General features: G+C 62.5%; 21 protein-coding genes. 6 read left to right on the top strand and 15 right to left on the bottom strand.

Going from position 1 to position 22,445, the window contains the following annotated elements; all coding sequences use genetic code 11:
- Positions 1 to 53 precede the first annotated feature (53 nt).
- Entirely contained in the window at positions 54 to 1,244 is a 1,191-nt protein-coding gene (locus tag NKG60_RS12475) for an O-succinylhomoserine sulfhydrylase (RefSeq protein ID WP_352664166.1), read from the top strand.
- Between the two features lie 36 nt (positions 1,245 to 1,280).
- On the opposite strand, the gene NKG60_RS12470 is transcribed toward NKG60_RS12475, so the two are convergent.
- A complete protein-coding gene (locus NKG60_RS12470; RefSeq protein ID WP_352664168.1) occupies positions 1,281 to 2,435 on the bottom strand; it encodes a ceramide glucosyltransferase in 1,155 nt (384 codons plus the stop codon).
- Positions 2,436 to 2,663: 228 nt separating this feature from the next.
- Between NKG60_RS12470 and apaG the strand changes: the two genes are divergently transcribed.
- Complete coding sequence (gene apaG / locus NKG60_RS12465; protein WP_352664170.1) at positions 2,664 to 3,056, top strand: Co2+/Mg2+ efflux facilitator ApaG/CorD; 393 nt, start codon at positions 2,664 to 2,666, stop codon at positions 3,054 to 3,056.
- 78 nt (positions 3,057 to 3,134) lie between these two features.
- Here the strand turns inward: apaG and NKG60_RS12460 are convergent, their stop codons facing one another.
- The 3 genes from NKG60_RS12460 to NKG60_RS12450 all read right to left on the bottom strand — a co-directional run bounded on the left by NKG60_RS12460 (position 3,135) and on the right by NKG60_RS12450 (position 6,433).
- Positions 3,135 to 4,145, bottom strand: coding sequence for an Hsp33 family molecular chaperone (locus tag NKG60_RS12460; protein ID WP_352866231.1), 1,011 nt, complete (start codon positions 4,143 to 4,145; stop codon positions 3,135 to 3,137).
- 162 nt (positions 4,146 to 4,307) lie between these two features.
- Positions 4,308 to 5,219 carry an ornithine carbamoyltransferase gene (gene argF / locus NKG60_RS12455; RefSeq protein ID WP_352664174.1) on the bottom strand — a complete coding sequence of 304 codons (912 nt, stop codon included), beginning with the start codon at positions 5,217 to 5,219 and terminating at the stop codon, positions 4,308 to 4,310.
- A gap of 14 nt (positions 5,220 to 5,233) precedes the next feature.
- Complete coding sequence (locus tag NKG60_RS12450; RefSeq protein ID WP_352664176.1) at positions 5,234 to 6,433, bottom strand: aspartate aminotransferase family protein; 1,200 nt, start codon at positions 6,431 to 6,433, stop codon at positions 5,234 to 5,236.
- A 354-nt stretch (positions 6,434 to 6,787) separates the two neighbouring features.
- On the opposite strand from NKG60_RS12450, the gene NKG60_RS12445 reads away from it, so the two are divergent.
- Entirely contained in the window at positions 6,788 to 7,312 is a 525-nt protein-coding gene (locus NKG60_RS12445; RefSeq protein ID WP_352664178.1) for a GcrA family cell cycle regulator, read from the top strand.
- 89 nt (positions 7,313 to 7,401) lie between these two features.
- On the opposite strand, the gene NKG60_RS12440 is transcribed toward NKG60_RS12445, so the two are convergent.
- From NKG60_RS12440 to NKG60_RS12430, 3 genes are all read right to left on the bottom strand, one after another.
- Positions 7,402 to 8,409: a magnesium and cobalt transport protein CorA gene (locus NKG60_RS12440; RefSeq protein WP_023677347.1), complete on the bottom strand. Its 1,008-nt coding sequence runs from the start codon at positions 8,407 to 8,409 to the stop codon at positions 7,402 to 7,404.
- A gap of 116 nt (positions 8,410 to 8,525) precedes the next feature.
- Entirely contained in the window at positions 8,526 to 9,251 is a 726-nt protein-coding gene (gene phoU / locus NKG60_RS12435; protein ID WP_352664180.1) for a phosphate signaling complex protein PhoU, read from the bottom strand.
- Between the two features lie 117 nt (positions 9,252 to 9,368).
- The gene (locus tag NKG60_RS12430) at positions 9,369 to 10,634 is read right to left on the bottom strand and encodes a sensor histidine kinase (protein WP_352664182.1); all 1,266 of its coding nucleotides are present in this window, start codon (positions 10,632 to 10,634) and stop codon (positions 9,369 to 9,371) included.
- Between the two features lie 198 nt (positions 10,635 to 10,832).
- Here NKG60_RS12430 and ppk2 point away from each other — a divergent pair, with 198 nt between their 5' ends.
- On the top strand, positions 10,833 to 11,735 hold the full coding sequence (ppk2, locus tag NKG60_RS12425; RefSeq protein WP_352664184.1) for a polyphosphate kinase 2: 903 nt from the start codon (positions 10,833 to 10,835) through the stop codon (positions 11,733 to 11,735).
- 21 nt (positions 11,736 to 11,756) lie between these two features.
- Here ppk2 and NKG60_RS12420 read toward each other — a convergent pair whose 3' ends face one another.
- From NKG60_RS12420 to NKG60_RS12410, 3 genes are all read right to left on the bottom strand, one after another.
- The gene (locus NKG60_RS12420) at positions 11,757 to 12,506 is read right to left on the bottom strand and encodes an enoyl-CoA hydratase-related protein (protein ID WP_352664186.1); all 750 of its coding nucleotides are present in this window, start codon (positions 12,504 to 12,506) and stop codon (positions 11,757 to 11,759) included.
- Positions 12,507 to 12,521: 15 nt separating this feature from the next.
- Positions 12,522 to 13,160 (bottom strand): acyl-homoserine-lactone synthase, encoded by a 639-nt coding sequence (locus tag NKG60_RS12415; protein WP_352475930.1) that lies wholly within the window; start codon positions 13,158 to 13,160, stop codon positions 12,522 to 12,524.
- Between the two features lie 97 nt (positions 13,161 to 13,257).
- Complete coding sequence (locus NKG60_RS12410) at positions 13,258 to 13,989, bottom strand: helix-turn-helix transcriptional regulator (protein ID WP_023677341.1); 732 nt, start codon at positions 13,987 to 13,989, stop codon at positions 13,258 to 13,260.
- Between the two features lie 271 nt (positions 13,990 to 14,260).
- On the opposite strand from NKG60_RS12410, the gene NKG60_RS12405 reads away from it, so the two are divergent.
- On the top strand, positions 14,261 to 15,112 hold the full coding sequence (locus tag NKG60_RS12405) for an ABC transporter substrate-binding protein (RefSeq protein WP_352664189.1): 852 nt from the start codon (positions 14,261 to 14,263) through the stop codon (positions 15,110 to 15,112).
- Positions 15,113 to 15,126: 14 nt separating this feature from the next.
- Here the strand turns inward: NKG60_RS12405 and NKG60_RS12400 are convergent, their stop codons facing one another.
- The gene (locus NKG60_RS12400) at positions 15,127 to 15,537 is read right to left on the bottom strand and encodes a tellurite resistance TerB family protein (RefSeq protein WP_352664191.1); all 411 of its coding nucleotides are present in this window, start codon (positions 15,535 to 15,537) and stop codon (positions 15,127 to 15,129) included.
- Positions 15,538 to 15,783: 246 nt separating this feature from the next.
- Here NKG60_RS12400 and NKG60_RS12395 point away from each other — a divergent pair, with 246 nt between their 5' ends.
- On the top strand, positions 15,784 to 17,439 hold the full coding sequence (locus NKG60_RS12395) for a lysine--tRNA ligase (RefSeq protein ID WP_352664193.1): 1,656 nt from the start codon (positions 15,784 to 15,786) through the stop codon (positions 17,437 to 17,439).
- On the opposite strand, the gene NKG60_RS12390 is transcribed toward NKG60_RS12395, so the two are convergent.
- From NKG60_RS12390 to NKG60_RS12375, 4 genes are all read right to left on the bottom strand, one after another.
- Positions 17,402 to 18,238, bottom strand: coding sequence for a thermonuclease family protein (locus NKG60_RS12390; protein WP_352664195.1), 837 nt, complete (start codon positions 18,236 to 18,238; stop codon positions 17,402 to 17,404). The genes NKG60_RS12395 and NKG60_RS12390 overlap by 38 nt on opposite strands.
- 11 nt (positions 18,239 to 18,249) lie before the next feature.
- Positions 18,250 to 18,894 carry a S24 family peptidase gene (locus tag NKG60_RS12385; protein ID WP_023677336.1) on the bottom strand — a complete coding sequence of 215 codons (645 nt, stop codon included), beginning with the start codon at positions 18,892 to 18,894 and terminating at the stop codon, positions 18,250 to 18,252.
- Between the two features lie 81 nt (positions 18,895 to 18,975).
- Complete coding sequence (locus NKG60_RS12380; protein ID WP_352664197.1) at positions 18,976 to 21,195, bottom strand: 3-hydroxyacyl-CoA dehydrogenase NAD-binding domain-containing protein; 2,220 nt, start codon at positions 21,193 to 21,195, stop codon at positions 18,976 to 18,978.
- 12 nt (positions 21,196 to 21,207) lie between these two features.
- Positions 21,208 to 22,416 carry an acetyl-CoA C-acetyltransferase gene (locus NKG60_RS12375; protein WP_352664199.1) on the bottom strand — a complete coding sequence of 403 codons (1,209 nt, stop codon included), beginning with the start codon at positions 22,414 to 22,416 and terminating at the stop codon, positions 21,208 to 21,210.
- Between the last annotated feature and the right edge of the window lie 29 nt (positions 22,417 to 22,445).

Below are 22,445 nucleotides of genomic sequence, written 5' to 3'. Positions count from 1 at the left end.
GACTTTCGCGACCGGTTTTTTGTTGTTTGGACCAATTTTGGTGTTTGGATAGAATGATGACCAAGAAGCGCGACTGGAAGCCTCAGACCGCACTCGTGCATGCCGGGACGCTGCGTTCCAGCTTCGGCGAGACCTCCGAGGCGATGTATCTCACCCAAGGGTATGTCTACGAGACGGCGCAAGCGGCGGAAGCCCGCTTCAAGGGCGAGGAGCCAGGCTTCATCTATTCGCGTTATGCCAATCCGACCGTCGACATGTTTGAAAAACGCATGTGCGCACTGGAAGGAGCCGAGGACGCGCGCGCCACTGCATCCGGCATGGCGGCGGTGACGGCAGCATTGCTGTGCAGCGCCAAGGCTGGCGACCATATCGTGGCGGCGCGCGCACTGTTCGGCTCCTGCCGCTGGGTGATCGAGACGCTGGCGCCGAAATACGGCATCGAGGCAACGCTGGTCGACGGCACAGACATCGCCAATTGGCAAAAGGCGGTCAAGCCGAACACCAAACTGTTCTTCCTGGAAAGCCCGACCAATCCGACGCTGGAGGTGGTCGACATCGCCGCCGTCGCGGCACTTGCCAATTCGATCGGCGCCAGGCTGATCGTCGACAATGTCTTCGCCACGCCCTTGCAGCAGAAACCCCTGCAGCTCGGCGCCCACATCGTCGTCTACTCCGCGACCAAGCATATTGATGGCCAAGGGCGCTGCCTTGGCGGCATCGTTCTGTCGGACAAGAAGTGGATCGACGAGAACCTGCATGACTATTTCCGCCACACCGGCCCCAGCCTCTCGCCCTTCAATGCCTGGACGCTGCTGAAAGGCCTGGAGACGCTGCCGCTGCGCGTACGCCAGCAGACGGAAAGTGCCGGCCGCATCGCGGATTTCCTCGCCGAGCGCCCGCAAATCGCCCGCGTCATCTATCCCGGTCGCGCCGACCACCCGCAAGCGGCCGTGGTCAAGAAGCAGATGTCGGGCGGCTCGACGCTGATCTGCCTGGATGTGAAGGGCGGCAAGCAGGCGGCCTTTGCCTTCCAGAACGCACTCGAAATCGTGCTCATTTCCAACAATCTCGGCGACGCCAAGAGCCTGATCACCCATCCGGCGACGACGACGCACAAGAACTTGACCGATGAGGCCCGCGCCGAGCTCGGCATCGGACCGGGCACGCTCAGGCTGTCAGTCGGCCTTGAGGACGCCGACGATCTGCTCGAAGACATCCAGCAGGCGCTGAGAGTTGCCGGATAAGGGCTGGACGAACAGAGGCGAGCGGGGACGCGCCGATCAGGCGCCGGACGGGGTCTGTTCCAGCTCCGCGACGGCCTTGCTCTGGATAGTCATCACATTGCCTCGCCAATCGACGGCGCCGCTCAGCCATCCGCGCGCCCAAATGGCGGGAAGCATCAGGTCTCGCGCCATCATCGCCGGGATCGTGCGCAGCGACAGGTGCCATCCCTTGGCCGAGGCCAAGGCGCATTCCGGCAGGTAGGCCGCGACCAGCACGGCGGTGGCGGTGGCCGGCAGGCTGACGCCGGCGTCAGCCGCGGCAACCAGCGCAAGCACCAGCGGCGGTGCCGCGCCGATCAGGATTTCGGGGGCAAAGAACAGTGCAAAGGTGACGCGGCGCAGCCGCGCCCAGCGCGCCTGCCGCGACCAGATCTCGCCAAGCGTGCGCCGGCCGAGCGGCTGTTCGAAGGGCGAGGCGACAAGATTGACCCGCAGTCCGAGCCGGTTGACCAGCTTGGTCGCGGCGGCGTCCTCGGCGATCTCGGCAGCAAGCGCGCGGATGCCACCATTGGCGTCGAGCATGGGCTTGTTCCACAACATGCTCTTGCCCTGGGCGAAGCCGAGGCCGAGCGCCGCTCCAGCGTACTGCCAGCGCGCCTGCAGCGTGTTGAGAAAGGCGCATTCTACCTCCCCCCAGAAGCCGTCCGGCCGCGAGCCGATCGGCGTCGAGCAGACGAGGCCGGTGTCGTGCCGCCACGCCGCCATCAGGTGCTGGACGTAATCGCTCGGCATAAGCACGTTGGAATCGGCAAGGATGACCCAGCGATAATGCGCCGCCTCCCAACCCTTCACACAATTATTGAGTTTCGGATTGCCGCTGATGCGGTCGTCACCGACTAAAAGGCGGGCGCGAATAGCTGGAAAGCGCGCCATTGCGGCGGTGATCGGCTCGACCACCGGGTCGTCGGCATGGGCGACGCAGAAGATGAGTTCGTAGCGCGGCCAGTCGAGGGAGAAGGCGCGCTCCAGCGTCTCTTCGGCAAACGGCTCGACGCCGCGCGCCGGGATGACGATCGATACCGGCGGCGCGTTGGCCGCGGGCGGTGCAATCCTGGCTGGTCGCTTTAGCTTCAGCAAGGCTAACAGGATGCTGGCGAGATTTGAAAGAAGGAGGGCTATGGAAAGGAGAGCGGCTGCGAATGTCGGTTCCATCGAGATCTGGTCACTCCAGAAATGCTGGCCGCATGACGGCCGTTTTCAACAAATCGACAAAACGCTGAGTCGCCCGGCACAAGCCTGCACACCATCATTGTCATGTGTCACTCAAATGACATTGTTTTTCGGCACCTGCGCTTGAGATCGGGCAAGAAGATGCCGCGCATCGTTGACCAAACTGCGCTGAGCATCGAAAGTTCCATCTACATTGCTTTGGAGCAGTTTATGTACAGCGCCGTCACCCGCAACATCGAAGTGCAGGTCAGGCCGTTCTATCTGGAGGATCACTCCGACCCGCCACAAAACCGCTATGTCTGGGGCTACCAGGTGACCATCGACAATCAGTCGGACGACTTCGTGCAGCTTCTGTCGCGCTACTGGCACATTACCGACGGCACCGGCAAGGTCGAGGAAGTGCGCGGCCCCGGGGTCGTCGGCGAGCAACCTGGACTCAACCCCGGCGACAGCTATCAGTATACGTCTGGATGCCCGCTCTCGACCCCGTCCGGCATCATGGTCGGGCACTACACAATGCGCAACAAACGGGGTGAGACCTTCGACGTCGCCATCCCCGCCTTCTCGCTCGATTTGCCGGGCACGCGGCGCACCGTCAATTGACGTTCACTTGGATTCCTCTCCCCGCCTTGCGGGGGCGAGGAAATCCAAGTTCTGCGAAGGCAGCCGCACTGATGCTCGTTATTGAGCCGCTGCAAATTCCGCCGGATCGAAGTCATATTGTTTCGAACAGAATTCGCAGGCCACGTGAATGCTGCCATCCTCGGTGCTGTCCCTGATCTCCTCGGCGGAAAAGCCTTCGAGGATGCCCTGGATCTTCTCCCTCGAGCATGAGCACTGGTCGGCGACCGGCACCCCGCCGAAGACGCGGACGCCATGCTCGTGGAAAAGCCGGTAAAGCAGCCGTTCGGCGCCGATCGTCGGATCGATCAGCTCGGTCGGTTCAATAGTACCAAGCAGCGCCAGCAGCTCCTGCCAGGAATTGTCGGCCGGGTCGTGGATTTCCTCACGCGGATCGCCGTCGCCACCGGGAAAGTCGGGGACGCGCATGCGCTCCGCCGACTGCGGCAGGAATTGTGCCAGCAAGCCACCGGCCCGCCATTGCTCGCGGGCACCGCCGACGCCGGGCGTCAGAAGCTTGGCAACCGAAAGCCGGAGGTCGGTCGGAATCTGCTCCGACTGGCGGAAATAGGTGCGTGCGGCATCTTCCAGCGTGACGCCGTCGAGCTGGACGATGCCCTGGTAGCGTTGCGTGTGGGCGCCCTGGTCGATGGTCAGCGCCAGGACGCCGCTGCCGAGCAGCGTCTGCGGTGACGTCTCGCCGGCAGAAGTCAAAGCCTGCAGCCGGTCGGCATCGAAGCGGGCATAAGCGCGCAGCGCGTGCGGCGTGGAGAAATCCGCGACCAGCATGTCGACCGGCCCGTCGGTGCGGGTCTGCAGAATGAACTTGCCCTCGAACTTCAGCGAAGTTCCGAGCAATACCGTCAGCACACAGGCTTCGGCCAGGAGGCGGGCGACCGGCTCGGGATAGTCGTGGCGGCTGAGAATAGCGTCGAGCATCGGCCCGAGCTGGACGGTGCGGCCGCGCACGTCGAGCGGGCCGACCTCGAACGGCACGACATGGTCGTCGCCGGCGTAGCCGAATTCGCCGAGCTTGGGTTTATGTTCAGCCAATTGATGAGTTTCCAACATGACAAAGCTCCGGGGCGCGGCGATGCCGCCCTCCGGGGCGCATGCGACGAGACGCGCTCGATTTGCGTGATGCGCCTGAGATAGGCACCACCCACTCCCGGATCAAGGCGGCCCGGATCAACGCGGCGCAGATCAGGCCAGCCCGGATCAAGGCGGCCCTTATCAAGCGCCCAGGCACCAGGCCAAGACCGCCTTCTGGGCATGGAGCCGGTTCTCCGCCTCATCGAACACCACAGAATGCGGTCCGTCGATGACCTCGTCGGTAACCTCCTCACCGCGATGCGCCGGCAGACAGTGCATGAACAGCGCGTCAGGCTTGGCTTTCGCCATCAGTGCCGCATTGACCTGGTAGGGTAGGAAGACATTGTGGCCGCGGGCACGGTGCTCCTGGCCCATCGACACCCAGCAGTCGGTGACGATGCAATCGGCCTCGTGAACGGCCTCCTCGGGCGAACGGGTGAATTTCAGCTTGCCGCCATTGGCTTTCGACCAGTCGACATGCTTCTGGGCCGGTTCGCTGCCCTCGGGCACGGCGATGTTCAGCTTGAAGCGGAAGCGCGCAGATGCCTCCAGCAGCGAATGCAGCACGTTGTTGCCGTCGCCGGTCCAGGCGATCGTCTTGCCGGCCACCGGACCACGGTGCTCTTCGAAGGTCATGATGTCGGCCATCAGCTGGCAGGGATGGGTCTCGTCGGTCAGCCCGTTGATGACGGGAACCGTAGCGTTTTCCGTCAGTTCCAGCAGCCGGTCATGCGAGGTGGTGCGGATCATGATGGCATCGACATAGCGTGACAGCACCTTGGCCGTGTCGGCAATGGTCTCCGAGCGGCCAAGCTGCATCTCGGTGCCGGTCAGCATGATCGTCTCGCCACCCAACTGCCGCATGCCGACGTCGAACGACACGCGCGTCCGCGTCGACGGCTTGTCGAAGATCATCGCCAGCACCTTGCCTTCGAGCGGCTTGCTGCGTTCGCCGGCCTTGAGCCTTGCCTTTCGCACAGCTGCGTCGTCGAGCATGAAACGCAGATCGCCTTCGGAAACGGCGGAAAGATCGGTGAAATGGCGAAGGGACATCAGGAATTCCAGGATTACTTCGCTGCGGCAGCGACGATGGCATCCGCCAGGCTCTTGGCGCCGGCACGAATGCGCTCGAGCGCTTCGTGGATCTCGGCGTCGGTGACGGTGAGAGGCGGCAGCAGGCGGATAACGTTGTCGCCGGCCGGAACCGTCAAGAGATGCTGGTCACGCAGTGCCACCGTGACTTTGGTGTTGGGCATCGCGCATTTAAGCCCGAGCATCAGGCCGGTGCCCCTGATGCTTTCGATAACATCCGGAAATTCGTCGGCGACGCCTGCAAGCCCCTGCTTCAACAGCAGTGCCTTGCGCTGGACGTCCTCGAGAAAGCCGTCCTCCAGCACCACGTCGAGCACGGCGTTGCCGACCGCCATCGCCAGCGGATTGCCGCCGAAGGTGGTGCCGTGCACGCCGGCGGTCATGCCGACCGCTGCCTCGTCGGTGGCGAGGCAGGCACCCATCGGGAAGCCGCCGCCGATGCCCTTGGCCACCGCCATGAGGTCGGGGGTTACACCCGCCCACTCATGCGCGAACAGCTTTCCGGTGCGGCCGACGCCGCACTGGACCTCGTCGAAAATCAGGAGCAGCCCGTGCTGATCGCAGAGCTGCCTGAGGCGCTTCAGCGATTGCGTCGGCACTTGCCTGATGCCGCCCTCGCCCTGCACCGGCTCGATCAGGATCGCCGCGGTCTCAGGCGTGATCGCCTTTTCGGCCGCATCGATATCGTCGAAACCGACCTGGTCGAAGCCGTCGACCTTGGGGCCGAAACCTTCCAGGTATTTGTACTGGCCGCCGGCGGCGATGGTGGCCAGGGTGCGGCCGTGGAAAGCGCCTTCGAAGGTGATTGTGCGGTAGCGCTCGGGATGGCCCTTGACGAAGTGGTAGCGCCGCGCCGTCTTGATGGCGCATTCGAGCGCCTCTGCGCCGGAATTGGTGAAGAACACCTTGTCGGCGAAGCTGGCGTCGGCCAGCCGCTCGCCGAGCCGGCTCTGTCCCGGAATCTCGTACAGATTGGAGACATGCCAGAGCTTGGCGGCCTGCTCGGTGAGGGCCGCGACCAGATGCGGATGGCTGTAGCCCAATGAATTCACGGCGATCCCGCCGGCGAAATCGAGATATCGCTCGCCCTTATCAGTGACCAGCCAGGTGCCTTCACCGTGGTCGAAAGCCAGGGGTGCGCGAACAAAGGTCTCGAAAAGCGCCGAACCGCTCATTATATGCGTCTCCGGAACCGGAAAATCAAAAAGCCGCCAAAGCGGCGGCCCTTGTGGCTTATCGTGTTTTTCGGCCGTGAAGTCAACGAAAAGGTCGCGTAAGGACGTGCGGCAAGCCCTCCAGCACAACGCCGGCTCATAAGCGACCGGGCAAGTTGGGGAAAACCGAAAAAACCGATTCGTGTTGGCGTTGGGACTCTTGTCACCGAGTCAGCGCATAAGGTAATTGTAGTAGAGAAATAACTAGATTTCGTGCGGCGGACCTAATCACCCGATATATGTGGTGTCTGCCCGGCAGAAGCCGGGTCGGGAATGGATTCCGATTGCCGCACGTTTCAGCAGGAGCGCGGTCTCATGAACTGGACTGACGAGCGAGTCGAACTTCTCAGAAAATTGTGGTCAGAGGGCCTCAGCGCCAGCCAGATCGCCGCACAGCTTGGCGGGGTCAGCCGCAATGCGGTCATCGGCAAAGTGCACCGGCTGAAACTGTCCGGTCGCGGACGCACGACCGCCTCACCGGCACGCCAGAAGAAGACGGCACAGGGATCGACGATCCAGAAATCGGTGTCCCGGGCAGCAAGCGCCACGCGCCATGCCACCACGTCGATGTCGATCGGTGCGACCGCGCTCAAGGCACAGTTCGATGCCGAACCGGTGGCGCGCCACTATATTCGCCCGGTCGAGAACGTCGTCGTGCCGATCTCGCGGCATCTGCAACTCGTCGAGCTGAACGAGCGCACCTGCAAATGGCCGAATGGCGATCCGCTTTCGGAAGACTTCCATTTCTGCGGCAACGACGCCGCCGAAACCGGGCCCTACTGCAAGTACCACGCCCGCGTGGCGTTTCAGCCGGCATCGGAGCGGCGGCGGAGCAGATAGTTAGGGGAGTAGGGGAATAGGGCAGTACGGCAGTATGTGGTGAATTGCAGAGAAGCGTGGTCAGAAGCGATATCCTACTGCCCTACGCTTCATAGCCACCCATTCTTGCGAAACCGCCAGTAAAGAAACGTGCAGATCAGGGCAATCGCCGCCAGGACGGCCGGGTAGCCATATTCCATCCTCAGTTCCGGCATGTCGCTGAAATTCATGCCGTAAATGCCGGCGAACGCCGTGGGCACCGCCAGGATGGCGGCCCATGAGGCAAGCTTCTTGGAGATCGCCGTCTCCTGGCTTTGACCGACCAGAAGGCTGGCCTCGAAGGCGAAGGCGAGAACCTCACGCAGGCTGTCGATCTTTTCCTGGACAGTGCGGATGTGGTCGGTGACGTCGCGAAACAGTGGGTGCATGGCTGTGTGGATTTGCGGCAGATCGGCGCTGGTGAGCCGCCGGCAGACCTCCACCAGCGGCAGGGCCGCATTACGCAGGCGCAAGAGATCGCGGCGCAGCATATAAAGCCGTTCGATATCGGAGCCGGTCATCGGTTTCAGCAGAACCTTGTCCTCGATCGCCTCGACCTCGTTTTCGATCTGCTCGAGCACCGGCATGTAGTTGTCGACGATGAAATCGAGAATGGCGTAGAGGACGAAATCCTCGCCCTTGGCAAGGGAATGCGGGCAGCTTTCCCAGTGCTGGCGAACGGCTGCGTAGGAGGTCGACGGGCCATGCCTGACGCTGACGATATAGCCGGCGCCGACGAACAGATGCGTCTCGCCGAAGGTGACACGGCTGTCGATCAGCTGCGCCGTGCGGGCAACGATGAACAGGGCATCCCCATATTGCTCGATCTTCGGTCGCTGGTGCGGATGCTCGGCGTCCTCGATCGCCAACTCATGCAGATGGAATTGCGCCTGGACGCGCAGCAACAAATTGCGGTCGGGCTCCAGCAGTCCGATCCAGACCACGTGGCCCGGCTTCCCGGCCCATTCGCCGGCTTCCTCGATCGGAATGTCGGCGATGCGCCGCCCAGCCGTATAGACGCCGCAAGCGATGATGCCCGACATCGGCGGCGCGGGAGCAAACTCGCGGACATATTCCATCGCAGCCTCCTGAAGGCGGGGCCTTCATCGCGGAACTGAGAAGTCGGCGTGTCGAGAGCTTAGCGCAATTGTCTCTCAGGTGGCGAATCCGAAATTCGCACCAGTGCGGAGAGAACTCACTTCGCTGGTTGGGTTGCCGGAAGAACAATCTTGTCCGTCTTGTCGCCCTTCGGACGATCGGCCGGCATCTGATCACCGGTGACGACATAGTAGATCGTCTCGGCGATGTTGGTGGCATGGTCGCCGATGCGCTCGATGTTCTTGGCGCAAAACAGGAGATGTGTGCAGGGCGTGATGTTGCGTGGGTCTTCCATCATGTAGGTCAGCAATTCGCGAAACAGCGAGGTGTACATGGCATCGATCTGGTCGTCGCGGTCGCGCACGAAACCGATTTTTTCCACCGACCGCGATGCGTAGACGTCGAGTACTTCCTTGAGCTGGGTCAGTGCCAGATTGGCCAAAGCCTCGAGGCCGCGGAACAGACTGTTCGGCTGGCGCCCGTCTGCAACGGCAACCACCCGCTTGGCGACGTTCTTGCCGAGGTCGCCTACCCGTTCGAGGTCCGCCGAGATGCGGATCGCGCCGACGATCTCGCGCAGATCCGTCGCCATCGGCTGGCGCTTGGCGATTATGATGATCGCCTTGTCGTCGATCTCGCGCTGTCCCTCATCCAGAACCAGGTCGTCTCGAATGACTTTCTGGGCAAGCCCCGGATCCGCATTGACCAGCGCCGCGACTGCCTGCTCGACCATGCGCTCGGCATGCCCGCCCATCGCCGCGATGCGCTTCGACAGATATTTCAGCTCCTCGTCATAGGCGCTGACTATATGCACGGACTGCATGGACGAAATGCCTTCCCGGGATTTTCTGGTTGAGTCGTTCCCTCGAATCCCCGCTGATACGCTAGCCGGATGACAGAAAAAAGAAACGGCCCATTATGTGCTAGAGATAGTACCGCGTCAGCGAGCCGGCAAATGGACCGTGAACGCCGCACCCTTGCCGACCTCCGACCTGATGGAGAGCCTGGCGTTGTGGCGGGTCAGGATATGCTTGACGATGGACAGGCCAAGGCCGGTGCCCTTTTGGCTCCGGCTGTTCTCGACGTCGACGCGGTAGAAGCGCTCGGTGATGCGCGGGATGTGCTCTTCGGGGATACCGGGGCCGAAATCCCTGATGGTGACGTCGATGCCCGGCTCGGGATCGCTGTCGCTGCGCGTGATCGACACCACGACGCGTCCGCCCGACTGACCGTATTTGCAGGCGTTTTCCAACAGATTTTCGAAGACCTGGAAAAGCTCGTCCCGATCGCCGGGCACGTCGAGCGGCCCTTCCGCGAAATCACGCTCGATGACGACGCCGTTTTCCTTTGCGAGCGGCCCAAGCGAATCGATGACGCTGTCGATGACCTGGCGCAGGTCGACCTCGGTTCCCGGCTTGAGATAGGGCTTCATCTCCAGGCGCGACAGCGACAGAAGGTCGTCGATGAGGCGCGCCATACGGCTGGTCTGGTTCTGCATGATCTGCAGGAACTGCTCGCGCGCCGCGGGGTCGTTGCGGGCCGGCCCGCGCAGCGTCTCGATGAAGCCGGCGATCGACGCGAGAGGCGTGCGCAGCTCGTGGCTGGCATTGGCAATGAAGTCGGCACGCATTCTGTCGATCCGGCGCGCCTCACTCTGGTCCTTGAACACAAGCACGTAGAGATCCGTGGCATGGCCGACTGAAGACGCGCTCACCCGATAGGCTCGTTCGACCGGCAGCTTTTCTGTGTAGTCGACGCTGTCCGAAGCGACGTTGCCCGCCAAGATACTATCCAGCAAGGCCTGCATTTCCGGCGCGCGGAATTTCAGCGACAGCGACATGCCGGGGGCAATTCCGCCAAAGGCGGCAAAGGCGGCGGCGTTGGCGTGGACGATGGCGGCGGAGCGATCGAAAATGATCAGCGGATCGGCAACCGCCGCCGCGAGATATTCGCCGGAAAGCCGTTGCAGACCGCTCGCCTCGATGGCCGCAGCATTTTCGGTCGATTGACGCGCGACGCCGGCCGGCAGCATCGCAGCGGCAACCAGCAACGCGCCTGCCAGCAGCACCACATAGCCGGACATGCCGGCAAAAGCATAGACCATCAGCACCGCAACGAGGCCGGCCGCCAGCAGCCAGCGGCTGTTCCACAGCCGCATGGCGACACCTTGCGCCCTGCCTTTCCGCTTTGTGCCGATGTCGGCCATTTGCGCTCCGTCTGCGGCCAACTTCAAGAACTTCCTGCTGGACCGGCGCTAGAGCACAGTGCGTTCAATTGGACGCACAAAGGACGCTCTACCACTTCATCTGCTGCATCGTTCTTTCCGAAAATCGATTCCGATTTTCGGGCCGATGCAGTAAGGCTCCCAATAGCATGAGTCCGAAAGCTGGAAAGGCTCGCCTCGATGAAAAACACCAAGGAAAGTCCCGCCGTACCTTCATCGGGTCCGCTGAAGATCATCATCGACGGCAAGGAGCGGGCGTTCGACATCGAGGCCCCGATGCTTCCCGACTGGGTCGAGGACCGCAAGCTGACCGCCGGCGGGTATCCCTACGACAAGAAGATGAAGAGCGAGGAGTATGACGAGAGGCTTGAGAAGCTGCAGATCGAGCTGGTCAAGGCGCAGGCGTGGCTGCAGTCGAAAGGCAAGCGGGTAATGTCGCTGTTCGAGGGGCGCGACGCTGCCGGCAAGGGCGGCACGATCTTCGTTTTGCGCCAGTATCTGAACCCTCGCACGGCGCGCAACGTGGCGCTGACCAAGCCAACACCCACCGAGCTTGGACAATGGTACTTCCAGCGCTACGTCGACCACTTCCCGACGTCGGGCGAATTCGTCACTTTCGACCGCTCCTGGTATAATCGCGCCGGCGTTGAACCGGTGATGGGATTCTGCACGCCCGAGCAGCACGAGCAATTTCTGGACGAGGTTCCGCATTTCGAGCGGATGATCCGCAACGAGGGCATACATTTCTTCAAATTCTGGCTGAACATCGGCCGGGAAACGCAGCTCGAGCGATTCCATGACCGCCGCTGGAGCCCGCTGAAGAGCTGGAAGTTTTCGCCAATCGACATCGCCGGCATCACCAAATGGGACGAATACACCAAAGCGCGCGACCTGATGGTCGAGCGCACGCACAAGGAGTTCGCGCCCTGGATCATTGTGCGGGCGAACGACAAACGGCGCGCGCGGCTGGCCGTCATGCAGCGCATTCTCCTTTCGCTTCCCTATGACGGCCGCGACCTCGACGTCATCGGCAAGGAGGACAGGAAGATCATCGGCGAAGGGCCGACTTTCCTCGAAAAATAAGCTCACCTCGATACGCGGCTCTCATGCCGCCAGCCGGGCAATCCGCTGCAGTCGCTTCAGCGTTGTGTCGTCCTGCAGCGCCTGCTGGAAAAGCGAGATCTCCTGGTCGATGCGGTCGCAGAGCGCGCCGGTGTCGCCCCTGAGCAGGTCGCGCGTCTGCTGCAGCGCCGCGACAGGCTTCTTGGCGAGTTGCCTGGCTCTTGCCAACGTGGCTTCCTCGACGCTGCCGTCCGTCACGATCTCGCCGACAAGGCCCAGTGCCCTGGCATCTTCGGCGGCGAGCGTGTCGCCCAGGCAGAAGAAGCGGAACGCCCCGGCATAGCCGAGCTTCCGCGGCGCCAGAATGCTGGTCGCCGCGTCCGGCACCAGGCCGAAATCGACGAACGGCACCCGAAACGTGCTCTTGGTCGAGGCGATCACCATGTCGCAGTGGAACAGGATGGTGCAACCGACGCCGACGGCGTCGCCGTCGACACAGGCAAGGACCGGTTTCGGGAACGTCGCCAGCGTGCGGAACATATCGGTGACGGCGGCGATCAGTCGCCGATGTTTGGTGGCGTCGAGAAATTCGGAGAAATCGGCACCGAGGCAGAAGCACCCGGCCAAGCCGCGCAGGACCACAACGCGGACGTCGTCGTCGACAGCGGCTTCGTGGAATGTCCTGGCCAGGCTTTCATAGGCCCGCCTGTCCAGCACCGGGCGGCCGTCACCCGACGATACCGTGACGATCAGCGTGTGATTGCGGAATTCTGCTTTTGAGTGAACGTTCATGGCCTCTCTCCAATCTCACGAGGCGCGTCTCTGTCCGAGCATGTCCGGGTACCCTCTGGCCAGCACCGGCGCAAAGTGGTTGCGGCGCGAACGCACCACGTCGAGCGTGTGCTCGTTGAAGGTGAGCAGTGTGGCAACGACCTGCTGGTTGCCATAGGTACGCTGGTAACCGAGCGGCGTTGCCAGGAAATGCAGCTGCAGCGCGCGAAGCACCCACATCGGCTCGAATTCGATGATCACCTGGTTGACGTTGCGCTTCAGGCCCCACTCGACGAAGCCGGCGATCAGCTCCGTGCCCACCGTTGACACGCCGCGCCGACCGTCGCGGAACCCCGGCGCAACCGCATAGCGGGTCAGTTCATAGACATTCGGGCCCGACGGTGGGGTTCCCTCATAAAGGTCCGCCAGCACGTCGGTTAGAAGATGTGCCCGGGTCGTCGGCAACATCCGCTGGTAACCGGCGAGCTCGCCATTGCGGATGACGATCTGGTGCACTGCCTCGTCGTGGTCGAATTGATCGATCTCCAGGCCATCGGGGCGCTGCAGATCGGTCCATCCCATCTCTTCGACGAAAATCTTGTAACGCAAACGATGAACTGACTCCCAGAGGTCGGGCCGTTCCATCAATTCCTGGGTCGTGAGGGAAAAAAGCATCTTGCCGTCTCCTGTTTCAATAGGAAGATACGGCCGTGCTTTCCCAAAAAAATTACGCGATCACGCAAGCAAGAATTTCTAGGCCGGCGCGGCCGACCTAGTTAATATAGCCGCGCCTTATCGCTTCCGCGACGGCCTGGACCCGGTTGACGGCACCGAGTTTGCTTTTGGCGTTAAGAAGGTGTTTCTCTGACGTGTGTTCCGAAATGCCGAGAATTTGTGAGATCTCCCATTCGGACTTGCCAACGGCGGCCCATTGCAGGCATTCGCGCTCACGCGGCGTTAATTCGACATGATCGATGGTTTTGCCCGCCATGGTGTGGAGCTGCATTGCGCGGCCAATCGCATAAGTCGAGACCAGCGACACCAGCCCGAACTCGGCGCTCGACAATTCGACAGCCTCGCCGCCCAGTGACACCATGACGATCTGGCCATCGAGCGTGATTAGCGGGAAGGCCAACCCGTCGCGCAGCTTGAATTCGCCGGCATCGCCCATCACCTCGCCGCCGCTCTTGCCGATGCGGATGCCCTGAGACGCTTCCCGCCACTGGAATGGCGCTTGAAGCTGCTTCATGTGACTGACGACGGGGTCGTGATCGACGTAGTTGCGCGCAACGTAGCGCTCAAGCCATTCAGCCGGCCAGTCGCAGAGCAGCACATGGTCCTTTTGCTGGTTTCTCGGCGTGCCAGGTTGCGGAACCGTCCCGGCCATCAGCGCCGTCAGCCCGAACCCGCTTGTTACCCCCAGCAGCTTTTCGCAGACGGCGGCCGCTGTGCCGGCGTGCTGCAACTGATCTATCAGTTCCAGGGTACGATCGAAATGACCCATCGCAACATCTACCCCATGTTGCCTTCCGCTCTTGAGGCCAATGGCAGTGATCAACCCGCACCACGCCATCAACCCCGGACTGCAAAGCTGCTTCCCCTGTGCGTCCTACTGCTCCTCTTCAGCCGGCATCACGCAGTCATTTGCAAACTCACTAAACAATATCCCTAAATCGTCACGATGAAACCAAAAACCGTTGTACCTGTGTTATTTTCGTACAAAAACCTGTGTTATTTCGTACTAAAGTCGGTGCAAGACCGGACGGAGTCGTCGCGTGGCGTTTCGGCGCATATCCATTTCATTGATCTCGATACTGATCGGAGCGCAATTGCTTGCGGCTGCTGCGCTCGCCGCGGAGCCGCAGGTGCCGGTGTTTTGGGACGCCAAGGAGCGGCTGCCAAAGCCGGACCTTTCGATGCTGCCGCGGCTGCGATTCCTGACCACCACGGATTTCCCGCCGTTCAATTTCCTCGATGGGGCAGGCCGGCTGTCGGGCTTCCATGTCGACCTGGCGCGCGCCATCTGCGCCGAGCTCGGCATTGCCGAAAAATGCCAGATCCAGGCGCTGCCCTGGGCCGAGCTCGAAGGTGCGCTCGGGAAAGGCGAAGGCGAAGCGATCATCGCCGGCATCGCCGCGACTCCGGAGTCGCGGTCGAGATACGCATTTTCACGCTCCTACCTGCAATTTCCGGCACGCTTCGTCATGCTAAAGACAAAGGCGCTGACCGAACCAATGTTCGACAGGCTGCGCAGCAAGCGTGTCGGCGTGATCGCCGGCTCCGCGCATGAGCGGATGCTGCGCGACTATTTCGGCGACGTCCAAATCGTCCCCTTCGCAAAGCCGGAGGAGCTTTATGGCGAGCTGAAAGCCGGCAAGATCGACGCCGCCTTCGGCGACGGCATGCGTTTCGCATTCTGGCTCGGCGGTTCCGATGCGACGGGCTGCTGCCGCTTTGCCGGCGGCCCCTATCTGGCGCCCGAATATCTCGGCTCAGGCATGGCGATCGCCACCAGGGCCGACGATCCGGCACTGGCCGCCGCTTTCGACTACGCGCTGCAGGAAATTTCGGTGAAAGGCACGTTCGCCGAGTTCTATCTGCGCTATTTTCCGGTCAGCTTTTTCTGAGCTTGGCTGCCGGCTCACGTCAGCGTGCGAAGGCGGGCCTTGGCGGCTCGGGCAATGGCGGCGACCGTCAGCGCATCGAGGTCGAGTGCCCGGCGGACGAGCTGCAGCACGCGCACCTCCTCCAGGCGCATTTCGAGATCGACGGCCGCGACCTCGAAGGCGGCCGCATAGGCGGTGTCACGCAGGCGTTCGGGCAGCGCCTCGGCGACACGCGCAAGGACGCCCTCCAGCCCGTCTTTTTCCTGCAGCATTTTCTGGCAGGCCTGGGCGACTTCGACCAGCCGCTCCCGGTTGAAATCCTCAAACACCGGCCAGGATCGAACGACGTCGCCGATCCGCGCCAGTTCGACGTCGGTCATGTCGCGGTCTGACGCCGAGGTGATGACCATCAGGTAGATCATGGCTTCGTGTGGCGACAATGGCATTTACAACTCCTTGAGATGGTCCCGAAGTTAGGAACGAGGGACCGGCGCCGCAAGGAAAAACAGCCGCGATCGTCGGCGCTTCGGTCACACCTTGGAACTTGATCCATCCTGACTATCGGGACGGGGGCTCTTAATCTTCTTGCCTGATCACGGTCCTGCCCGGAAACCGGGTTCCACTTTTCGGGATCATGGTCTAGAGCATGCGGCTGCCGGCATGGATGCTGGCAAAGTCGCAGGAATAGCATCATGGCCGAACAACAGCCGATCGATCTCAGCCCGGAAGTCCTCGCCGCCGCCGCCGAAAGCAAGGCGTGGCCGTTCGAGGAAGCGAAAAAGATCGTCGCCCGTTACGCGAGCAGCGGCTACCCGGAAACGGTGCTGTTTGAGACCGGCTACGGCCCGTCGGGGCTGCCGCATATCGGCACGTTCGGCGAGGTGGCGCGCACATCTATGGTGCGCCACGCCTTCCGCGTGCTGACCGAAGACAAGGTCAAGACGCGGCTGCTGTGCTTCTCCGACGACATGGACGGATTGCGCAAGGTGCCGGACAATGTGCCTAACAAGGACATGCTGCGCGCCTATCTCGGCAAGCCGCTGACCAGGATACCGGACCCTTTCTCCAATGAGTATCCGTCGTTCGGCGCCGCCAATAACGCACGGCTGCGCGCTTTCCTCGACCGTTTCGGCTTCGATTACGAATTCGCTTCCTCGACCGACTATTACACTTCCGGCCGCTTCGACGCGACGCTGCTCAAGATGCTCGAGCGCTTCGATAAGGTGATGGCAATTATGCTGCCGTCGCTGCGCGAGGAGCGGGCGCTGAGCTATTCGCCCTTCCTGCCGATCCATCCCAAGACCGGCATCGTCATGCAAGTCGCGATCGACGAGCGCAAGCTCGATGCCGGTACCATCGTGTGGCGCGACCCGGACACCGGCGAGCGCTTCGAGACGCCGGTGACCGGCGGTCATGCCAAGCTGCAATGGAAGCCCGATTGGGCGATGCGCTGGGCAGCACTCGGCGTCGATTACGAGATGTCCGGCAAGGATCTGATCGATTCCGTCAAGCTCGCCGGGCAGATTTGCCGCGCGCTCGATGCTCCGGCACCGGAGGGCTTCAATTATGAGCTGTTCCTCGACGAGCACGGCCAGAAGATCTCGAAGTCGAAGGGCAATGGGCTGACCATCGACGAGTGGCTGACTTACGCGCCGACCGAGAGCCTCAGCCTTTATATGTTCCAGCGCCCGCGAACCGCGAAGAAGCTTTATTTCGACGTCATCCCGAAGGCGGTAGACGAATATTACACGTTCCTCTCTGCCTATCAGAGGCAGGACTGGAAGGAGCGGCTGGGCAATCCGGTCTGGCACATGCATGACGGCAATCCCCCGGCAGTCGACCTGCCGGTGCCGTTCGCGCTGCTGCTCAACCTGGTCAGCGCCTCGAATGCCCAAAACAGGAGCGTGCTGTGGGGTTTCATTTCGCGCCACGCGCCGGGTGTGACGCCGACGACGCATCCCGAGCTCGACCGACTGGCCGAATATGCGATCCGCTATTTCGACGATTTCGTGAAGCCGGCCAAAGTGTACCGTGCTGCCGACGCGGTGGAGCGCGAGGCGCTGACCAAGCTTTCGGAAGCGCTCGCCGCGCTGCCGGCTGATGCCGACAGCGAGGCGATCCAGAACGCTGCCCTCAATGTTGCGCGCAAGATCGAGCGCTACCAGGATCATTCCAAGCAGAGCCCGGAGGGCGGACCCGGTGTCTCCGTCGCCTTCTTCCAGATGATCTATCAGGTGCTGATAGGTCAGGAACGCGGGCCGCGCTTCGGCTCCTTCGCCGCGCTCTACGGCATCGCCGAAACGCGCGAGCTCATTCAGCGGGCGCTGGCTGGTCAGCTGGCGGCATGAGGACGCCGTCCTGCTCTTCCAGGATCGAGCTCGGCGCTACAGGCGCGGATCGCGACGCAGCCGGGAGCGGCGGCAGGCCTGAAACGCTCGGCGCCGGCCCGAAGACGCCTTTCTTTGCTGCACGCGCCTTCTCGCCGGCTTCTACGTAAGCGCCGCCCTTGGCGGCGCGCGCCCAGCCGTTTTCGACCAGCCATTGGCCGATATCCTGGTTGCCGATCCGGCACTCGGCGGCGATCAGATCACGGCCGCCTTCGGGCGGCACGGCACAGACCACCGCACGACTACGCAGAAAGGCGCGGAAGGCCGTTCGCGCCTGGATGCCGCAATTCCAGGATTTGCCGCCGTCGGTGCAAGTCTCCTCCTGCTTGACGATGTCGATACCGGAAACTGCAATCGAATAGCCCTTTGCCTCGATGAGCCCGGCGGCCGGCGCGACAGGCTGGAACAGTTTCGTGCCTTTCCAGTCGTCGGGCATTTTCGTTTTTGGCGGCTTGGGCGGTCCGGCCAATGCCAGATCGCTCAACGGGGCGCGCGGCTCGATCCGCTCGAGCTCGTTGGAACCGAGCTGCGGCGGCACCACGATTTCTGGATCGATTGCCCTCGAATGCGCCGCCTGCTTGGCCGGCTCTGGTTTGGGGATAGCCGACGTAGCCGGCGCGACGGGCTGCGGTTCAGCGCTGACCTGGATTTGCTCCCAGGGGCCGCCGCTTTCGCTCTGGACGGCGCGGCCGCCGGCGACAATTGCCGTGGCCATCGCGGGGATCGCCAGAACAGCCAAGGCAAGGTGAGGCAGACGCACCGGCCCCGCGCCTACTGGCTTGCCCAGACAATCCGCGCCACCCATTCGACATCGCGCATGGGGATGTCGCGGTCCGGGTGATCGGGATTGAGGGAGACCAGCGCGATCGACCTCGGTGTCTGGCGGTCGAGCACCTTGGCCATCACCTCGCCGGCATTGGTCTTGACGACGACGCGATCGCCCTTTCGTATGGTAGCCCCCGGCTCGACGATCAGGACATCGCCATTGCGATAGAGCGGCAGCATGGAATCGCCCTGGACCTTCAAGGCATAGGAGGTTTCGGTTGCCCTTGCCGGAAGCTCGATCAGGTCCCATCCCTGCCCCGCCGGAAACCCGGCGTCGTCGAAGAAGCCACCGGCGCCCGCCTGGGCGAAGCCGAGCAGCGGCACCGACGATCTCTGCACGGGCAGTGCGCCGGAATTACCCCGACCCTCGACCAGCCCCGCAAATTCATCCAGCGAGGCGCCGGTCGCCTCGATGATCTTGGCCAGCGATTCGGTCGACGGCCAGCGCGGCCGCCCGTCTGAGGACAGCCGCTTCGATTTGTTGAAGGCGGTCGAGTCGAGGCCCGCGCGCCTGGCCAATCCGGAGGCCGAAAGCGAATAACGCTCGGCAAGAGCGTCGATGGCGGCCCAAACGCGGTCGTGCGAGAGCACCTTGCTCTCCTTCAAAACAGGAAAAAATACCTTCCCTGTTCTACCCCTTGGCCGCCATCTTGTCCACCGCCGAAGACGGCGTCACGCGGCCTCCTTGGCCTCGTCCCTGGTATAGGGATCGAAGCGCTCGTAGAAGGTCTCGCCCTTCTCGGCCATGTCGAGCAGCAGCTTCGGCGCCTTGAACTCGGTGCCGTATTTCTTCTGCAGGCGCTTGGCGAGTTTGACGAATTTCTTCGCGCCGATGCCGTCGATGTAGGACAGTGCACCGCCTGTATAAGGCGCGAAGCCGAAGGCCAGGATCGAGCCGACATCGGCCTCGCGTGGGTCAGTAACGATGCCTTCTTCCATCACCCGTACCGCCTCAAGCGCGATGGTGACCAGCAGCCGCTGCTTCAGTTCCTCATAATCGACCTGCTCCGGCGCCAGCTGCGGATAGAGGTCCCTGAGGCCTGGCCACAGCTTCTTCTTCGCCGGTTTTGCCGGATAGTCATAGAAGCCCTTGCCGTTCTTGCGGCCCAAGCGACCATGCGTGTCGACCATCGTGTTGATCAGCGCCATCTGCTTCGGATCGACCGCCTTGTCGCCGAGGTCGCGCATGGTCTGCTTCATGATCTTCTGGGCAAGGTCGATCGCCGTCTCGTCGGTCAACGCCAGAGGACCGACCGGCATGCCGGCGGCTTTCGCCGCATTCTCGACCATCGGCGCCGGAACACCTTCGATCAGCATCTTGTAGGCTTCCGACATGTAACGCAGCACGCAGCGATTGACATAGAAACCGCGCGTATCGTTGACGACGATCGGCGTCTTCTTAATGGCGCGGACAAAGTCGATCGCGGTGGCCAGCGCCTTGTCGCCGGTTTTCTTGCCGAGGATGATCTCGACCAGCATCATCTTGTCGACCGGCGAGAAGAAATGGATGCCGATAAAATTCTTCGGCCGCGCCGAATTCCTGGCCAGCGATGTTATCGGTATGGTCGACGTATTCGAGGCGAAGATCGCCGACGGCTTGAGCACAGCCTCGGCCTGTTCGGTGGCACCCTTCTTTACGGCCGAATCCTCGAATACCGCCTCGACCACAAGATCGCAGCCGGCGAGATCGGCGTAGTCGGCCGTCGGCGTGATCAGCGACAGTAACTGGTCCTTGTCCTGCGGCTTGGCACGGCCCTTCTTTACCTGATCCGAGATCAGGTTGTCGGAATGCGCCTTGCCCTTGGCGGCGGACTCCATGTCGCGGTCGAGCAGCACCACCGGAATGCCGGCCTTGGCCGTCACATAGGCTATACCCGCGCCCATGAAGCCGGCGCCGAGCACGCCGATCTTCTTGAACGTCGTTTCCGGTACACCGGCCGGGCGGCGCGCGCCCTTGTTCAGTTCCTGCAGCGACACGAACAATGAGCGGATCATCGCTGCCGCTTCCCTGGTCTGCATGATCTCGGTGAAATAGCGTTGCTCGATCCGCAAGGCGGTGTCGAACGGCACCAGCAGGCCCTCGTAGACGCATTTCAGGATGGCGGCAGCCGCGGGATAGTTGCCATAGGTCTCGCGGCGCAGGATGGCGATAGCCGGCGGCCACAGATTGGCACCGGCCATCGAATAGATCGGAGCGCCGGGCAGCTTGAAGCCCTTTTCATCCCAGGGCGCCACCGGCTTCAAGCCGTTCCTGATCATCGCCTTGGCGGTTTCGACCAGTTTGTCCGGCTCGGCAATTTCATGGATCAGGCCCATCGACTTGGCCTTCTGAGGCGACAGCGTCTGGCCGGACGTCAGCATTTGCAGCGCCTGCTGCTGGTCGGTCAGCCGTGGCACGCGCTGGGTGCCGCCGGCGCCCGGAAAAATGCCGATCTTCACTTCGGGAAGCGCCATCCTCACCTTGTCGGAATCGGCCGCGACACGGCCATGGCAGGCGAGCGACAATTCGAACGCCCCACCCATGCAGGTGCCATTGATCGCCGAAACCCATGGCTTTCCCGAGGTTTCCAGCTTGCGGAACAGGCCGTTCATGGTGCCCGCATTGTCGAACAGCGCCTTGGTCGCCTTCTCCGGGTCCTTCGCCTTGTCGGCGGCGAAGGCCGCCAGCATCTTCTGCAGCATGGTGATGTCGGCGCCGCCCGAGAACGTATCCTTGCCGGAGGCGATGACCGCGCCCTTTATCGCTGCATCGCTCGCCACATTGTCGACGATGGCGTTCAGTTCGCGCATCACCTCCTCGGTGAAGACGTTCATCGAACGGTCCGGCATGTCCCAGGTGACCAGCGCAATGCCATCGGCGTCGACTTCGAGGGTGAAATTGGTGTAGCTCATCATCTCTCTCCGTCAGACGCGTTCGATGATCGTTGCGGTGCCCATGCCGGCGCCGATGCAAAGCGTCACCAGCGCGGTGTTGAGGTCGCGGCGTTCCAATTCGTCCAGCACCGTACCGAAGATCATCGCACCGGTGGCGCCGAGCGGATGGCCCATGGCGATGGCACCACCATTGACGTTGATCCGGTCATGCGGAATGTCGAAAGCCTGCATGTAGCGCAGCACCACCGAAGCGAAGGCCTCGTTGAGCTCGAACAGGTCGATGTCCGACAGCTTCATCTTCGCCCGCTTCAACAGCTTCTCGGTGACGTCGACCGGGCCGGTCAGCATCAGCACCGGTTCGGAGCCGATATTGGCAAAGGCGCGGATGCGCGCGCGCGGCTTGAGGCCGAGCGTCTTTCCGGCCTTTTTCGAGCCGAGCAGCACGGCCGCCGCGCCGTCGACGATGCCGGAGGAATTGCCGGCATGGTGGACGTGGTTGACCTCTTCCACCTCGGGATGCTTCTGCACGGCGACGGCATCGAAGCCGCCCATCTCGCCGGGCATGACAAAGGACGGATTGAGTGCGGCCAGCGACTGCATGTCGGTTGAGGGCCGCATGTGTTCGTCGTGGTCCAGGATGGTCAGGCCGTTCTGGTCCTTGACCGAGATCACCGAATTCTTGAACCGGCCCTCGCCCCAGGCCGTGGCAGCACGCTTCTGGCTCTCGACCGCGTAGGCATCGACGTCGTCGCGCGAAAACCCGTATTTGGTGGCGATCAGATCGGCCGAGATGCCTTGCGGCACGAACCAGCCGGGCAGACCGACCGACGGGTCCATGAACCAGGCGCCGCCGGAGGCGCCCATGCCGACGCGCGACATCGATTCGACGCCACCGGCAATGACGATCTCGTCGGCGCCTTGCGCGATTTTGGCGGCGCCGAAATTGATAGCGTCGAGGCCCGAAGCGCAGAAGCGCGATATCTGCATGCCAGGCGCCTTGGTGTCGTAGCCGGCCTCGAAAGCAGCGGCACGTGGAATGACCGCACCCGCCTCGCCAACCGGATCGACACAGCCGAAGATGATGTCGTCAACAGCGGCGGTGTTCAGTCCGTTGCGGTCGCGGATGGCCTCGAGCACCTTGGCGCCGAGCCGCACCGCCGGCACTTCGTGCAGCGAGCCATCCTTCTTGCCCCTGCCGCGCGGCGTGCGCACGGCATCATAGACATAAGCTTCGGCCATTTTCCTGCTCCTTGGGTTTGCTGAAACTC

This window comes from Mesorhizobium sp. M1428 (assembly GCF_040317515.1).
Taxonomy (GTDB): Bacteria; Pseudomonadota; Alphaproteobacteria; order Rhizobiales; family Rhizobiaceae; genus Mesorhizobium.
The sequence above is the reverse complement of the archived record's forward strand: the minus strand, read 5'-3'. Positions and strand labels throughout refer to the sequence as shown.